At 73.4% G+C, this 14375-nt stretch carries 13 protein-coding genes; 9 read left to right on the top strand and 4 right to left on the bottom strand.

The genetic code is table 11. From position 1 onward, the window contains the following. Nucleotides 1-33 precede the first annotated feature (33 nt). The 6 genes from rimO (at nt 34) to ACIRDU_RS28095 (ending at nt 4640) form a co-directional block, all read left to right on the top strand. A complete protein-coding gene (gene rimO, locus ACIRDU_RS28120) occupies nt 34-1533 on the top strand; it encodes a 30S ribosomal protein S12 methylthiotransferase RimO (RefSeq protein ID WP_403584218.1) in 1500 nt (499 codons plus the stop codon). Then, complete coding sequence (gene pgsA / locus ACIRDU_RS28115; RefSeq protein ID WP_403584215.1) at nt 1530-2471, top strand: CDP-diacylglycerol--glycerol-3-phosphate 3-phosphatidyltransferase; 942 nt, start codon at nt 1530-1532, stop codon at nt 2469-2471. Before rimO ends, pgsA begins: the two co-directional genes overlap by 4 nt. Then, nucleotides 2468-3013, top strand: a complete 546-nt coding sequence (locus ACIRDU_RS28110) for a CinA family protein (RefSeq protein ID WP_403584213.1) — start codon at nt 2468-2470, stop codon at nt 3011-3013. Before pgsA ends, ACIRDU_RS28110 begins: the two co-directional genes overlap by 4 nt. Before the next feature lie 109 nt (nt 3014-3122). Further along, on the top strand, nt 3123-3503 hold the full coding sequence (locus ACIRDU_RS28105) for a helix-turn-helix domain-containing protein (RefSeq protein ID WP_003993396.1): 381 nt from the start codon (nt 3123-3125) through the stop codon (nt 3501-3503). Between the two features lie 207 nt (nt 3504-3710). Then, entirely contained in the window at nt 3711-4181 is a 471-nt protein-coding gene (locus ACIRDU_RS28100) for a Dps family protein (protein ID WP_403584210.1), read from the top strand. A 186-nt stretch (nt 4182-4367) separates the two neighbouring features. Next, nucleotides 4368-4640 (top strand): hypothetical protein, encoded by a 273-nt coding sequence (locus tag ACIRDU_RS28095; protein ID WP_403584208.1) that lies wholly within the window; start codon nt 4368-4370, stop codon nt 4638-4640. A gap of 130 nt (nt 4641-4770) precedes the next feature. Here ACIRDU_RS28095 and ACIRDU_RS28090 read toward each other — a convergent pair whose 3' ends face one another. From ACIRDU_RS28090 to ACIRDU_RS28080, 3 genes are read right to left on the bottom strand one after another with little or no spacing between them, the layout of a single operon-like run. Next, nucleotides 4771-5535: an SDR family NAD(P)-dependent oxidoreductase gene (locus ACIRDU_RS28090; RefSeq protein WP_403584206.1), complete on the bottom strand. Its 765-nt coding sequence runs from the start codon at nt 5533-5535 to the stop codon at nt 4771-4773. A 32-nt stretch (nt 5536-5567) separates the two neighbouring features. Then, the gene (locus tag ACIRDU_RS28085) at nt 5568-6398 is read right to left on the bottom strand and encodes an Fpg/Nei family DNA glycosylase (protein WP_403584203.1); all 831 of its coding nucleotides are present in this window, start codon (nt 6396-6398) and stop codon (nt 5568-5570) included. A 57-nt stretch (nt 6399-6455) separates the two neighbouring features. Beyond that, entirely contained in the window at nt 6456-11372 is a 4917-nt protein-coding gene (locus tag ACIRDU_RS28080; protein ID WP_403584201.1) for an ATP-dependent helicase, read from the bottom strand. 144 nt (nt 11373-11516) lie between these two features. On the opposite strand from ACIRDU_RS28080, the gene ACIRDU_RS28075 reads away from it, so the two are divergent. From ACIRDU_RS28075 to ACIRDU_RS28065, 3 genes are read left to right on the top strand one after another with little or no spacing between them, the layout of a single operon-like run. Continuing rightward, entirely contained in the window at nt 11517-12347 is an 831-nt protein-coding gene (locus ACIRDU_RS28075) for an AraC family transcriptional regulator (protein ID WP_403584198.1), read from the top strand. A 23-nt stretch (nt 12348-12370) separates the two neighbouring features. Further along, nucleotides 12371-13093: an AzlC family ABC transporter permease gene (locus ACIRDU_RS28070; RefSeq protein WP_403584195.1), complete on the top strand. Its 723-nt coding sequence runs from the start codon at nt 12371-12373 to the stop codon at nt 13091-13093. Then, entirely contained in the window at nt 13090-13401 is a 312-nt protein-coding gene (locus ACIRDU_RS28065) for an AzlD domain-containing protein (RefSeq protein ID WP_403584193.1), read from the top strand. Before ACIRDU_RS28070 ends, ACIRDU_RS28065 begins: the two co-directional genes overlap by 4 nt. Here ACIRDU_RS28065 and ACIRDU_RS28060 read toward each other — a convergent pair whose 3' ends face one another. Next, complete coding sequence (locus ACIRDU_RS28060; protein ID WP_403584190.1) at nt 13402-14346, bottom strand: hypothetical protein; 945 nt, start codon at nt 14344-14346, stop codon at nt 13402-13404. Nucleotides 14347-14375 lie beyond the last annotated feature (29 nt).

Raw genomic sequence — 14375 nt, 5'->3', positions numbered from 1 at the left:
GGGGTGTCAGCGGGACGAAGTAGTCTTGAGCCCATGCCTGAACGCCGTACCGTCGCACTCGTCACCCTTGGCTGCGCCCGTAACGAGGTGGACTCGGAGGAGCTCGCAGGCCGTTTGGAGGCGGACGGCTGGCAGCTCGTGGAGGACGCCGAGGACGCCGACGTCGCCGTCGTGAACACCTGCGGCTTCGTCGAGGCCGCCAAGAAGGACTCCGTCGACGCCCTCCTGGAGGCCAACGACCTCAAGGGGCACGGCAGAACCCAGGCCGTCGTGGCGGTGGGCTGCATGGCCGAGCGGTACGGCAAGGAACTCGCCGAGGCCCTCCCCGAAGCCGACGGCGTGCTCGGCTTCGACGACTACTCGGACATCTCGGACCGCCTCCAGACCATCCTCAACGGCGGCATCCACGCCTCGCACACCCCGCGCGACCGGCGCAAGCTGCTGCCGATCAGCCCGGCGGAGCGCCAGGAGTCGGCGGCCGAGGTCGCACTGCCCGGACACGGCCCGGCCGAGCCCACCGTCGCGCCGGCGGATCTTCCCGAGGGCCTCGCCCCGGCTTCCGGACCGCGCGCACCCCTGCGCCGCCGCCTGGACGGCTCCCCGGTCGCCTCCGTGAAGCTGGCCTCCGGCTGCGACCGGCGCTGCTCCTTCTGCGCCATCCCGTCCTTCCGCGGCTCCTTCATCTCCCGCCGCCCGAGCGACGTGCTGAACGAGACGCGCTGGCTGGCCGAGCAGGGCGTGAAGGAGATCATGCTGGTCTCCGAGAACAACACCTCCTACGGCAAGGACCTGGGCGACATCCGGCTGCTGGAGTCGCTGCTGCCCGAGCTCGCCGAGGTCGACGGCATCGAGCGCGTGCGCGTCAGCTACCTCCAGCCCGCCGAGATGCGGCCCGGCCTCATCGACGTGCTGACCTCGACCCCGAAGGTTGCGCCCTACTTCGACCTGTCCTTCCAGCACTCCGCGCCCGGTGTGCTGCGCGCGATGCGCCGTTTCGGCGACACCGACCGGTTCCTGGAGCTGCTCGACACCATCCGCAGCAAGGCGCCCGAGGCCGGTGTGCGCTCCAACTTCATCGTCGGCTTCCCCGGCGAGAGCGAGGCCGACCTCGCCGAGCTGGAGCGGTTCCTGAACGGCGCGCGGCTGGACGCCATCGGCGTCTTCGGCTACTCCGACGAGGAGGGCACCGAGGCGGCGACCTACGAGAACAAGCTCGACGAGGACGTCGTCGCCGAGCGGCTGGCCCACATCTCGCGCCTGGCCGAGGAACTCGTCTCGCAGCGCGCCGAGGAGCGCGTCGGCCAGACGGTCCACGTGCTCGTCGAGTCCGTCGACGACGAGGGCGTGTACGGCCGTGCGGAGCACCAGGCGCCCGAGACGGACGGCCAGGTGCTGCTCACGAGCGGCGCGGGGCTGAGCAGCGGCCGTATGGTCGAGGCGAAGGTGGTCGGTACGGAGGGTGTCGACCTGGTGGCCGAGCCGCTGCAGGGCTCGCTCGCGTCGCCTGCGTGGAGTGAGGAGGCGGGCAGATGACCGGTGTCCCGGCATCCGCGGCGGGAGGCCCCTCCGGCGCGAGGAGGGCAGCGGCCGGAGCGGGCGCTCCGGCTTCCGCGGCGGCTGCGGCCGCAGCGGCCCCGGGCATTCCGGGGGCTGTGGCCGGGCGTGCGGCCGCGCGGTCTGCCGATGGCGGGGCGCCCGGTGCGGGGCCCGGTTCGCCGTCCGACGTGGATCACGGCGGGGCTGCCGGGGCTGCCGGGGCGGTGCCCGGCGCAGGTGCCGGTGAGACGGTTCGTGGTGAGGACACCGGCGTCGACACCGGCGACGACGCTCCGGGCGAAGGGAAGACCCCGCGAGGCGGGAAGATCGCTGCCGCGGCCGTCAACCAGGCCAGCGTCTGGAACGTCGCCAACCTCCTGACCATGCTCCGGCTGGTCCTCGTACCGGCCTTCGTCGCGCTGATGCTCGCCGACGGCGGCTACGACCCGGCGTGGCGGTCCCTCGCCTGGGCGGCCTTCGCCATCGCCATGATCACCGACCTGTTCGACGGTCACCTGGCGCGCACCTACAACCTGGTCACGGACTTCGGGAAGATCGCCGACCCCATCGCCGACAAGGCGATCATGGGGGCGGCGCTGATCTGTCTGTCCGCGCTCGGCGACCTGCCGTGGTGGGTGACCGGCGTCATCCTCGGCCGGGAACTCGGCGTCACCCTGCTGCGTTTCCTGGTCATCCGGTACGGCGTCATCCCCGCCAGCCGCGGAGGCAAGCTGAAGACCCTCACCCAGGGCGTGGCCGTGGGCATGTACGTGCTGGCGCTGACGGGGTGGCTGGCCACCCTGAGGTGGTGGGTGATGGCCGCGGCGGTCGTGCTGACCGTGGTGACCGGGCTCGACTATGTGAAACAGGCCATTGTGCTGCGCAGGCAGGGAATCGCCGAGCGCAAGGCCGCGTTGGAGGAGAAGGAAGCGTGAGTTCCACGGCCACCGACGTGGTGCGACTACTCACGGTGAAGGGCGAGACGCTCGCCGTGGCGGAGTCGCTGACCGGTGGCCTCGTAGCGGCGGACCTCACATCGGTTCCCGGGGCCTCCAAGGTCTTCCGGGGCTCGGTCACCGCCTATGCCACCGAACTGAAGCAGGAACTGCTCGGTGTCGACGCCGCCCTGCTGGCGGCGCGCGGAGCGGTGGATCCGCAGGTCGCGGCCCAGATGGCGGTCGGCGTACGCAAGGCGCTCGGCACCGACTGGGGCATCGCGACCACCGGTGTCGCGGGACCCGATCCGCAGGACGGGCAGGTCGTCGGCACGGTCTTCGTCGCCGTGGACGGACCGGCCGGAGCCGATTCCGGTTCTGCCGGCGGCGGAAAAGTGGAGGCTCTGCGGTTGAACGGCGACCGCGAGGAAATTCGTAGAGAGAGTGTACGGAGCGTACTCGCACTGCTCCTGAAGGAGCTTGCGTGCGAACAGACTGGGAATGAGCGGGCACAGGATACGGAACGGAACGGGGGGTTTTGATGTTTGCAGCCCTGAGTGAACACGACATCGCTCCCCGCACGGCCGCGGCGCAAGGCGGTACGGTGGGGCGTAATGGATGCGGCTACGCGGTCCGAGGAGGGAGCCACCGATGATTCTGCTCCGTCGCCTGCTGGGTGACGTGCTGCGTCGGCAGCGCCAGCGCCAGGGCCGTACTCTGCGCGAAGTCTCCTCGTCCGCCCGAGTCTCACTCGGCTATCTCTCCGAGGTGGAGCGGGGGCAGAAGGAGGCTTCCTCCGAGCTGCTCTCCGCCATCTGCGACGCGCTGGACGTACGGATGTCCGAGCTCATGCGGGAAGTGAGCGACGAGCTCGCCCTCGCCGAGCTGGCCCAGTCTGCTGCGGCCACCCCCAGCGAGCCTGTTCCCACGCCGGTTCGCCCGATGCTGGGTTCCGTCTCGGTGACCGGTGTGCCACCGGAACGGGTGACCATCAAGGCGCCTGCCGAAGCGGTGGACGTCGTCGCCGCGTGAGGCTCTGCGCTCACACGGCATGACAGAGGCCCCGGCCGGGCCTCTCCGGCAGATCCGGAGGGGTGCCGCCCGGGGTTTTCGCTTGCCGGGGGCCGACTGACGCCGTGTGCTGCCCATCCATGCCGTGTCTGATGTGTGTGCGTTTGCCGGTGAGGCGTGCGGCGGTCATCGTTGAGGGGATGGCGGGGGCAGTCCTCGGAGGTGCGGATGTACGTCGTGAAGAGCCCGTTGTCGGACGCGAACCTGAAGACCGTGTCCGAGGCGCTGCAAGGAGCCCTCGTCGACCTGGTGGACCTCGCCCTGGTGGCGAAGCAGATCCACTGGAACGTGGTGGGGCCGCGCTTCCGTTCCGTGCATCTCCAGCTCGACGAGGTCGTCGACACCGCGCGGAAGTACTCCGACACCGTGGCCGAGCGTGCCGCGGCCCTCGGGATCTCACCCGACGGACGTGCCGCGACTGTGGCCGTCGGCAGCGGGATCGGGGTGACCCCCGAAGGGTGGGTCGACGACACGACCGCCGTGGGCACACTCGTCGAGGCGCTGGGTGCGGTGATCGCGCGGATGCGGGAGCGGGTCGAGACCACCGGTGAGCCGGATCCCGTGAGCCAGGACATTTTCATCGGGATCACGGCGGACCTGGAGAAGCATCACTGGATGTTCCAGGCCGAGAACGGGTGACGGAGAGCGCGGGAGCGGCTGACGGGCCGGGCTGGGGTACGCCACCGCTCGGCGCGGAGAGTCGCGTGACGTGGCTGGTGTGCGCGTGCGCGGCGTGAGTGGGGTGCGCGGTGCGCTCGTGTGCCCTCGGTGCGCCCTGTCCGCGGGCCCTGGCGGCTCCATAGCGTCGGGCTGGAGGGTGCGGCCATGGCGGGCATAGCGCGCCGGGGGAGCCGGCACTGGGGGGTCCGCGGAGCCGCGTTCGGGCTGGGGGCGCTGTGGTGGTGGGCCGTACTGCGGCTGGTTGCCGTGCCCGAGGCGGGGGCGCTGGAGGCGGCGGTGGCCGCCGGGGGGTGGGGGTTGAGCGTGTTGCCCGTGCATTGCGTGCCCAAGCGGCGGGCGCGTGGGGTGGTGGGGGCGGGTCGGTGGCGGAGGGCTTGGGAGGCGGGGAGTCGGGGGGTGGCGGGGCGGAGGCGGTGAGGGCTGGGGGCGGTGTCTTGTGCGGGGGCTGCGGCCTTCGGGCGGGCTTCTGGAGGGTGAGGAGGGGGCGCGGTCAGAAGGGCCAGAGGTCGAGGCCTTTCTTCCAGGTCGTCGACGGGCGGCGCCCGGGTCACCACGGCATCGCCACACCCCCGTTCGGGCGGAGGATCTGGCCCGTCGTGAAGGCCGAGGCGTCGGAGGCCAGGTGGAGGACCGCGTGGGCGATGTCCTCCGGCTCGCCGACCCGGCCCAGGGGTGACATGCGAGCCATGACGGACTCCGTGTGCGCCTGGCACCCACTGTCGTGGCGGTCGGTCATGGGCGTACGGATCCAGCCCGGGGCGACCGCGTTGACGCGGATGCCGTACCGGCCGACCTCCGTCGCGAGGGTCTTCGTCAGCTGGACCACCGCGGCCTTGGCCGCGCCGTAGCAGAGCAGCCCGGGGCCGCCCGTGTCGACGGCGCCCGAAGCCATGGTGACGATGCTGCCCCGGGTGCCGTGGGCGATCATCAGCTGGGCCGCCTCCTGGCAGGCGTACAGCGCCCCCTTGAAGTTGACGTTCAGCACCCGGTCGAGGTCCTCGTCCCGGGTCTCCAGCACGGGACTGCGGTGCATGATCCCCGCGATCGCGGCCAGGGCGTCCAGGCGTTCACAGGAGGTCAGGGCCTGCCTCAGCCGGGCCCGGTCGGTGACGTCGAGGGTGTGGGTGCGGGCCGTGCCGCCGCGGTCCTTGATCAGGGTCGCCGTCTCGTGCAGGCCCTCGGTGTCGCGGTCCGCGCAGTGCACGGTCGCGCCCGCCTCGGCGAGCAGAAGGGCCGAGGCGCGGCCGATGCCGCTCGCGGCGCCGGTGACGAACGCGGTGCGGCCGGTGAGGTCGTACGCCGTGACGGGCATACAGGGAACGTACGAGCGTTTCTGACGGGTCGTCAATTGGTGCGGCTGTGCCGCCGGGTGGGGGAAGCGGCCGGGGCGGGGCCCGGCTGGCAGTGGGGGCACCAGTAGGTGGGGCGTTCGCGGGAGCCGTCGCCCTGGTCGGCGACGCGGATCGAGGTGCGGCAGCGCAGGCAGGGGCGGGGCGCTCGGCCGTAGACGAAGAGGTCCTGGCCGCGGCGGCCCGTCGTGCTGCGGATCGGGCGGTCGCGGTTGGCCTCCAGCAGCTTCTTGGCGAGCCCGGGCAACTTGGCGGCGCGGTCGGCTGGCAGGTCGCCCGCGGGGAGCCAGGGCGTGACGCCGAGCAGGAAGCAGAGCTCGCTCTTGTACACATTGCCGATGCCGGCCAGGTTGCGCTGGTCGAGCAGGGCCTCGCCGAGTTCGCGGGCGGGATCCTGGAGAACGTTGGCGAGGGCCCGGCCGGGGTCCCAGTCCGGGCCGAGGAGGTCGGGGCCGAGGTGGCCGACCGCGCGGTGCTCGTCGCTGGTGCGCAGGAGTTCCAGGACGGGGAGGCGGTAGCCGACGGCCGTGCGGTCGGTGTTGCCGAGGATCGCGCGGATCTGGTGGCCGGGGCCGCCGGTCCAGCGCTGGCCGTTCCCGTACACCTTCCAGGAGCCGTCCATCCGCAGATGCGAGTGCAGGGTCAGGCCGCCTTCGATGCGGGTGAGGAGGTGCTTGCCGCGCGGGGTGACGTCCCAGACCGTGCGGCCCGTGAGGTCGGCCGTGGCGAAGCGCGGCACCCTGAGGTCGCTGCGGGTCAGCACCTTGCCCGCGAGGGCGGCATGCAGCCGCCTCGCGGTCTGCCAGACCGTGTCACCTTCGGGCATGGGTCAAGGGTGGCACGAAGGCCGCCTGCTCGGCCGGAGCGCCTGCATGGTCGGCGGTCATGCGCGCAGGCGCAGTCCTCGGGGCGTCGCGATGAAGCCCGCTCCTTCCAGGAGTGTGCCGATGGGGGAGGTCAGGGCCTGGGCGCCGTTGACGCGCTCCACCGTGACCGTGCCGAGCGAACCCGCGCGGGCAGCGGAGGCGAGGGCCTCCGCGGCGCTGCGCAGGCGGGGGTCGTCGGCGGGACCGCCGTCCGGGTCGGCGGTCCAGGCCAGCAATGTCTTGCCGCCGCGCTCCATGTAGAGCGTCAGTTCCCCGTCGACGAGCACCACCAGGGAGCCCGCCTTGCGGCCGGGCTTGTGCCCGGCGCCGGTCGGGGGTTCGGGCCAGGCCAGGGCGGCGCCGTACGCGTTCGCCGGATCGGCGGCGGCTAGGACGACGGCCCGGGAGGCGCCGTCGGGGCGGCCACGACGGCCCGGGAACCCCTGGTCGTACGCCGCGCGCCCGCCGTTATGCCAGGGCGGAGCGGCCTGCGGGGCGTAGTCGCGGGGCGAGACCCACTCGCCCGGGGACGGCTTGGGGACGTCGTAGGGAGAGCCCAGATCGGCGAAGCCGTCGGGGCCGGGGTCGTCGGTGTGGTCGTGGGAGGGGGCGGAGTCGTTGAATTCCGCGAAGTCGTGGGCGGGGAACGGGTCGGGTTCGGAGCCGGGCGGCGGGCCGGGCAGGTCCTCACCGCGGTCGCGGGCGTTGGACACCGCACGCAGACGGTCCACCGCGCCGTCCATCGCGAACTGTGCGGCGCCGAGACCCTCCACCACGTAGCCCCGGCGGGCCTGGCCGCTCTCCTCGAAGACGGACAGGACACGGTACGTCGCCGAGAAGCCGCCCTCGACGCCCTCCGCCGAGACCGCGCCCCGGGTGACCACGCCGTGCCGGTCGAGGAGGGTGCGGGCGAGGGCGTGGGCCCGCACCGTGGGGTCCGGCTCGTGGGCCGGGAGCAGGGACCAGCGGCCGGCGACCGTCGGCGGGCCGGAGCGGGAGGCGGTGCGGGCCGCTGCCGTCAGGGAGCCGTAGCGGCCGCGCGGGATGGCGCGCTTGGCGCGGTGGGCCGTGGAGCCGGCGGTACGGCCCGAGCCGAGCAGGGAGCGCAGGGGGGTGAGCGTGTCGTTCGTCAGGCGGCCGGACCAGGCCAGGTCCCACAGGGTGTCGGCCAGTTGGGGATCGGTGGCCTCGGGGTGGGTGGTGGCGCGGACCTGGTCGGCGATCTGGCGGAAGAACAGGCCGTAGCCGCCGGAGAGGGTGTCCAGGACGGACTGGTGCAGGGCGGTCAGCTCCAGGGGATGCGGAGGCGGCAGGAGCAGGGGGGCCGCGTCCGCCAGGTAGAGGGAGACCCAGCCGTCCTTGCCGGGGAGGGAGCCCGCCCCGGCCCAGACGACCTCTCCGGCGGCGGTCAGCTCGTCCAGCATCGCCGGGGTGTAGTTCACGACCCGGGAGGGCAGGACCAGCTTCTCCAGGGCGGAGGCGGGAACGGACGCGCCCTGGACCTGCTCGATGGCGCGGACCAGGCCGTCGACGCCGCGCAGGGAGTGCCCCTTGCCGATGTGCTGCCACTGTGGGAGGAACTGGGCGAGCGCGGCCGGGGGCACCGGCTCCAGTTCGTGCCGCAGCGCGGCCAGGGAGCGGCGGCGCAGCCGGCGCAGCACGGCCGCGTCGCACCACTCCTGGCCGATGCCGGCCGGGTGGAACTCGCCCTGGACGACCCGGCCCGCCGCGGCGAGCCGCTGGAGGGCGCCCTCGGTGACGGCGACGCCCAGGCCGAAGCGGGCGGCAGCCGTGGCCGAGGTGAAGGGGCCGTGGGTGCGGGCGTAGCGGGCGAGGAGATCGCCGAGCGGGTCCTTGACGGGCTCCGTGAAGGCTTCCGGGACGCCGACCGGGAGGGCGGTGCCCAGCGCGTCGCGCAGGCGGCCCGCGTCCTCGATCGCCGCCCAGTGGTCCTTGCCTGCGATCCGGACCCGGATGGCTCGGCGGGTGCCCGCCAGCTCTTGGGCCCATTGCGGTTCGGCGCCCCGCTCGGCCAGTTCCGCGTGCGTGACCGGGCCGAGGAGGCGGAGGAGGTCAGCGACGCCCTCGGCGTCCTTGACGCGCCGGTCCTCGGTGCGCCACTGCAGCTCCTGCTCCAGCGCGTCCAGCACCTCGGCGTCGAGCAGCTCACGCAGCTCCGCCTGACCCAGCAGCTCGGCCAGCAGCCGCGAGTCCAGCGACAGGGCGGCGGCGCGGTGCTCGGCCAGCGGGGAGTCGCCCTCGTACAGGAACTGGGCGACGTAGCCGAAGAGGAGGGAGCGAGCGAAGGGGGACGGCTCGGGAGTGGTGACCTCCACCAGGCGGACCTTGCGGGACTCCAGGTCGCCCATCAGCTCGACGAGCCCGGGCACGTCGAAGACGTCCTGGAGGCACTCGCGGACCGCCTCCAGGACGATCGGGAACGAGCCGAACTCGCTCGCCACCTGCAACAGCTGGGAGGCGCGCTGTCGCTGCTGCCACAGCGGCGTGCGCTTGCCCGGGTTGCGGCGGGGCAGCAGCAGCGCGCGGGCGGCGCACTCGCGGAATCGGGAGGCGAACAGCGCCGAGCTGCCCACCTGGTCGGTGACGACCTGGTCGACCTCGCCCTTGTCGAAGACGACGTCGGCGGCACCCACCGGAGCCTGCTCGGCGTCGTACTCCCGGCCCGTCTTCACCGGTTCCTGGTCCAGCAGGTCCAGGCCCATGAGGTCGGCGTCCGGCAGGCGCAGCACGATCCCGTCGTCGGCATGCATGACCTGCGCGTCCATGCCGTACCGCTCGGAGAGCTTGGCGCCGAGCGCGAGCGCCCAGGGGGCGTGCACCTGGGCGCCGAAGGGGGAGTGCACGACCACCCGCCAGTCGCCGAGCTCGTCACGGAAGCGCTCCACGACGATCGTCCGGTCGTCCGGGATGTGGCCGCAGGCCTCGCGCTGCTCGTCCAGGTACGACAGCACGTTGTCCGCCGCCCAGGCGTCCAGGCCGGCGGCGACGAGGCGCAGACGGGCGTCGTCCTTGGGCAGCGAGCCGACCTCGCGCAGGAACGCGCCCACCGCCCGGCCCAGTTCCAGCGGGCGGCCCAGCTGGTCGCCCTTCCAGAAGGGCAGCCGGCCCGGTACGCCCGGAGCCGGGGAGACCAGGACGCGGTCGCGGGTGATGTCCTCGATGCGCCACGAGCTCGTCCCCAGCGTGAAGACGTCCCCGACGCGGGATTCGTAGACCATCTCCTCGTCGAGCTCGCCGACCCGGCCGCCGCCCTTCTTGGGGTCGGCGCCCGCGAGGAAGACGCCGAACAGGCCGCGGTCGGGGATCGTGCCCCCGGAGGTGACGGCGAGGCGCTGTGCGCCCGGGCGGCCGGTGATCTCACCGGTGACCCGGTCCCACACCACGCGCGGGCGCAGCTCCGCGAACGCGTCGGACGGGTAGCGGCCCGCCAGCATGTCGAGGACCGCCGTGAAGGCCGACTCGGGCAGTGAGGCGAACGGGGCGGCCCGGCGGACGGCGGCGAGGAGGTCGTCGAACTGCCATGTGTCCAGGGCCGTCATGGCGACCACCTGCTGGGCCAGGACGTCCAAGGGGTTGGCGGGCACCTTGAGGGACTCGATGGAGCCGGTGCGCATGCGCTCGGTGACCACCGCCGCCTGCACGAGGTCGCCGCGGTACTTCGGGAAGACCACCCCGGTGGAGACCGCGCCCACCTGGTGCCCCGCCCGGCCGACACGCTGCAGGCCGGAAGCGACGGACGGGGGCGACTCCACCTGCACGACCAGGTCCACCGCCCCCATGTCGATGCCCAGTTCGAGGCTGGACGTGGCCACGACCGCGGGCAGACGCCCCGCCTTGAGGTCCTCCTCGACCAGGGCACGCTGCTCCTTGGACACCGAGCCGTGATGGGCCCGGGCGATGACCTGGGGCGCGCCCTGGGCCGCTCCCGAGCCGCCCATCAGCTCGGCGGGGGAGTGGTGCTCGCCGAGGGTCTCACCGGTGGCCCGCTCGTACGCGATCTCGTTCAGGCGGTTGCAGAGGCGCTCCGCGAGGCGGCGGGAGTTCGCGAAGACGATCGTGGAACGGTGGGACTGGACGAGATCGGCGATCCGCTCCTCCACATGCGGCCAGATGGACGGGCGCTCGGCGCCCTCCTGGCCGTCCGCCACCGGGGAGCCGCCCAGCTCGCCCAGGTCCTCGACCGGGACGACCACGGACAGGTCGAACTCCTTGCCCGACTCCGGCTGGACGATCTCCACCTTGCGGCGCGGCGAGAGGAACCGGGCCACCTCGTCCACCGGCCGGACCGTCGCGGAGAGGCCGATGCGGCGGGCAGGCTTCGGGAGGAGGTCGTCCAGCCGCTCCAGGGAGAGCGCGAGATGGGCGCCGCGCTTGGTGCCAGCGACCGCGTGCACCTCGTCGAGGATCACCGTTTCCACGCCCGCCAGCGCGTCGCGCGTGGCCGATGTGAGCATCAGGAACAGCGATTCCGGGGTCGTGATCAGGATGTCCGGCGGGCGGGTGGACAGGGCGCGGCGCTCGGCGGCGGGGGTGTCGCCCGAGCGGATGCCCACCTTGACCTCGGGCTCGGGCAGGCCGAGGCGTACGGACTCCTGGCGGATGCCGGTCAGCGGGCTGCGCAGGTTGCGCTCGACGTCCACCGCCAAGGCCTTCAGGGGGGAGACGTACAGGACGCGGCAGCGCTTCTTCGGGTCGGCGGGGGGAGGCGCCGAGGCCAGCTGGTCCAGAGCGGCCAGGAACGCCGCCAGCGTCTTGCCGGAGCCGGTGGGGGCGACGACCAGCACGTCCGAGCCCTCGTGGATGGCCTGCCACGCACCGGCCTGGGCCGTGGTGGGCGCGGAGAAGGCACCCGTGAACCAGGCGCGGGTCGCGGGTGAGAAGCCGTCCAGGGCTCGGCGTGCATCGCTGGGCATGCGTCCATCGTGCACCCCGGCACTGACATCGGGGCCTCGCTGCCTCGTGGCCTGCCGTTCCGCCGCGGTGTGGCGGCCTGCGGTGCGTCGCGGTGTGGCGGCCTGCGGTGCGTCGCGTCGTCCGTCGCCGCGGACAATGGTCGTATGAGCGAGCGTGCGCGGCATTGGCAGTACGACGAGCTGCCCGGGGTCGATCTGCTGCGGGCGCGGTATGTGCGCAAGACGTTCGTGCGGCACACGCACGAGAACTTCGTGATCGCCGCCATCGCGGACGGGGTGGAAATCTTCCACCACGGCGGGGGCGATCAGTACGCGGGCGCCGGGGCTCTCGCACTGGTGAATCCCGATACGCCGCACACCGGGCGGGCCGGGGTGCCCGAAGGGTGGCGCTACGGGGCCGTGTACCCGCCGGTCGACGTGGTGGCGGAGATCGCTGCCGAGACGACGGCGCTGCGGGGGACGCCGGGATTCGCCAGCCCGGTGGTGGACGATCCGTACGCCGCCGGTCTGGTGCACCAGGTGCTGCGGGCCGCCGACGAGGGCAACGCCCTGGCCGCGGACACGCTGCTGCGGGTCGCCGTGACCAGGTTGCTGCGCCTGAACGGCGGGCCCGTGCCGCGGCGGGAGGTGCGGACGGCGGGAGCCCGGATCGCGGCACGCGCGCGTGGTGTGCTGGAAGAGCGGATGGCACGGCCGCCGACGCTGGAACAGCTTGCGGCCGGCCTCGGTACCAGCCCGTTCGCCCTGCTGCGGGCCTTCCGGGACGTCTACGGGATGCCGCCGCACGCGTGGCTCACGGACGCGCGGGTACGGCGCGCGCGGCGGCTGCTGGACACCGGGACGACGCCCTCCGAGGTCGCCGTCGCCGTCGGGTTCACCGACCAGCCGCACCTCAACCGGCACTTCAGCCGGATCGTGGGCGTGCCTCCGGGGGCGTACCAGCGAGAGCGCAAGAACGTACAAGACCTGCGGTAGCCGCTGCCCGTAGCGTGCGGGGCGTGGCAGATCGGACAGCTTTCGAAGACGCGGGCATCGGTGGGAAGGCGGACGGGGCCGTCGTACGCGACGCCCTGGGGGTCGGGGTGGCCGTGGGGCTGTCCGGGTTCGCCTTCGGCGTGACCTCGGCCGGCAGCGGACTCACGCTGCTCCAGACGTGCGCGCTCAGCCTCCTGGTGTTCACCGGGGCGTCCCAGTTCGCCCTGGTCGGGGCCCTCGCAGCCGGAGGCGGCCCGTTCACCGCCGCCGCCGGGGCCTTCTTCCTGGGCGTACGGAACGCCTTCTACGGCCTGCGTCTGTCCCAGTTGCTCGCCCTCCCGCGCGCGGTGCGGCCGTTCGCCGCCCAGTGGGTGATCGACGAGACGGCCGCCGTCGCGCTCGCCCAGCCCACCCGGCGCGCCGCACGGCTCGGATTCGTCGTGACCGGGCTGAGCCTCTACATCCTGTGGAACCTCACCACGCTGCTCGGCGCCATGGGCGCCGAGGCCATCGGGGACACCGAGGCGTGGGGCCTGGACGCCGCCGGGCCCGCGGTGTTCCTGGCCCTGCTCGCGCCGATGCTGAAGAGCGGAACCGAGCGGGCCGTCGCCGGGCTCGCCGTGCTGCTGGGGCTCGGACTGCTGCCCTTGCTGCCCGCCGGGGTGCCGGTGCTGCTGGCCGCGCTGGCGGCGCCGGTCGTGCTGTGGGCGGACGGCCGCCGCCAGAGGCAGGGGGACGGGCGGTGAACATCTGGATCGCGATCGGGGTGACCGTCCTCGGGTGCTACGCCGTCAAACTGGCCGGGCTCCTGGTGCCCGCAGGGGCCCTGGAGCGGCCCGTCGTCAAACGTCTGGCCGCGTTGTTGCCCGTCGCGCTGCTGGCGGCCCTCACCGCCCAGCAGACCTTCGCCGACGGGCAGACGCTGGTACTGGACGCGCGGGCCGCCGGCCTCGCCGCCGCGGCCGTGGCGCTGGTGCTGCGCGCCCCGTTCCTGCTCGTCGTCGCAGCGGCCGTGCTCGTGACCGCGGGGGTGCGGGCCATGGGCGCGGGATGATCAGTCGATGGTGCGGCCGTACGCCCTGAGCACGCGCAGGGCCTCGATCGTCACCGCCGGGCGGGCCTCCAGGGCGGGTGCCGGGGCCCAGTGGCGCCACCGGACGGGCCAGCCGCCGTCCTCCTGCTGCTGGGCCGCGAGGTGGTCCAGGGAGCGGGCCATCTCGTCGTCCGTGAACCACGCGCGCGCGAGCGACCGCGGGGTCCGCGCGTAGTCGTACGGGAAGTGGTGCTCGCCCGGGGCGTAACCGGGGGAGACCGGATACGTGTCCAGGTCGGCGGGGTCCAGGGCCGCGAGGCGGTGTTCGCGGACCAGGCGGCCGAGACGGCCGGCGGCCGCCTCCGCCCGCGGGCGGTCCGGGGCGGAGTCCAGGAAGGCCACGGCGGCCTCGATCTCGTACGGATGTGACTTCTCCAGGGACTCGACCGCCTGCCAGCAGAAGTCCGTGGCACGGAACAGCCAGGCGTGCCACACCTCGTTGCGGTGCAGCAGCCCCACCACCGGCCCGGTGGCCAGGAGGTCGCTGGGCGGATCGTCCACCACCGGCACGAAGGGGGCCGTGGGGTAGCCGCGCTGGCTGGGGTGGATCGCGGGGAGGGCGCCGTCCGCCGTGGAGACCGACGTCAGGTAGCGGCAGATGCGTTCCACGCGCTGGCCGGCGCAGCGTCCGACGGCGTCCAGGACGCGCAGGGCGTGCGCGGTGTGCAGCGGCTGGCTGACCGGGCCGCGCAGATCCGGCTCCAGCGCGTGGCCGTACCCGCCGTCCTCGTTGCGGTAGGCGTCGAGGGCGGTCTCCACCGGGTCGGCGGCGCCGCCCCGGAAGGCGTGTGCGAAGCGGTGCTGCTCGAGCACGCGCGCGGTGAGCCAGACGAAGCGCTCCGCGCGCGTGACGGGACTGTGCCGCGGGGGCGTCGGGGGGAGAGCGGAAGCTCCTGTTTCGGCCATGGGTCAGACCGTAGGGCGCGCGGAGGCGC

Origin of the sequence: Streptomyces sp. NPDC093598 (assembly GCF_044764825.1) — a bacterium.
In the GTDB taxonomy this organism is placed as follows: Bacteria; Actinomycetota; Actinomycetes; order Streptomycetales; family Streptomycetaceae; genus Streptomyces.
The sequence above is the reverse complement of the archived record's forward strand: the minus strand, read 5'-3'. Positions and strand labels throughout refer to the sequence as shown.

Coding starts and splice junctions, on each gene's coding strand:
- ACIRDU_RS28095 (WP_403584208.1), top strand. CDS start 4,368: ATGGCGGGCATAGCGCGCCGGGGGAGCCGGCACTGGGGGGTCCGCGGA.
- ACIRDU_RS28105 (WP_003993396.1), top strand. CDS start 3,123: ATGATTCTGCTCCGTCGCCTGCTGGGTGACGTGCTGCGTCGGCAGCGC.
- ACIRDU_RS28100 (WP_403584210.1), top strand. CDS start 3,711: ATGTACGTCGTGAAGAGCCCGTTGTCGGACGCGAACCTGAAGACCGTG.
- ACIRDU_RS28090 (WP_403584206.1), bottom strand. CDS start 5,535: ATGCCCGTCACGGCGTACGACCTCACCGGCCGCACCGCGTTCGTCACC.
- ACIRDU_RS28075 (WP_403584198.1), top strand. CDS start 11,517: ATGAGCGAGCGTGCGCGGCATTGGCAGTACGACGAGCTGCCCGGGGTC.
- rimO (WP_403584218.1), top strand. CDS start 34: ATGCCTGAACGCCGTACCGTCGCACTCGTCACCCTTGGCTGCGCCCGT.
- ACIRDU_RS28080 (WP_403584201.1), bottom strand. CDS start 11,372: ATGCCCAGCGATGCACGCCGAGCCCTGGACGGCTTCTCACCCGCGACC.
- pgsA (WP_403584215.1), top strand. CDS start 1,530: ATGACCGGTGTCCCGGCATCCGCGGCGGGAGGCCCCTCCGGCGCGAGG.
- ACIRDU_RS28060 (WP_403584190.1), bottom strand. CDS start 14,346: ATGGCCGAAACAGGAGCTTCCGCTCTCCCCCCGACGCCCCCGCGGCAC.
- ACIRDU_RS28085 (WP_403584203.1), bottom strand. CDS start 6,398: ATGCCCGAAGGTGACACGGTCTGGCAGACCGCGAGGCGGCTGCATGCC.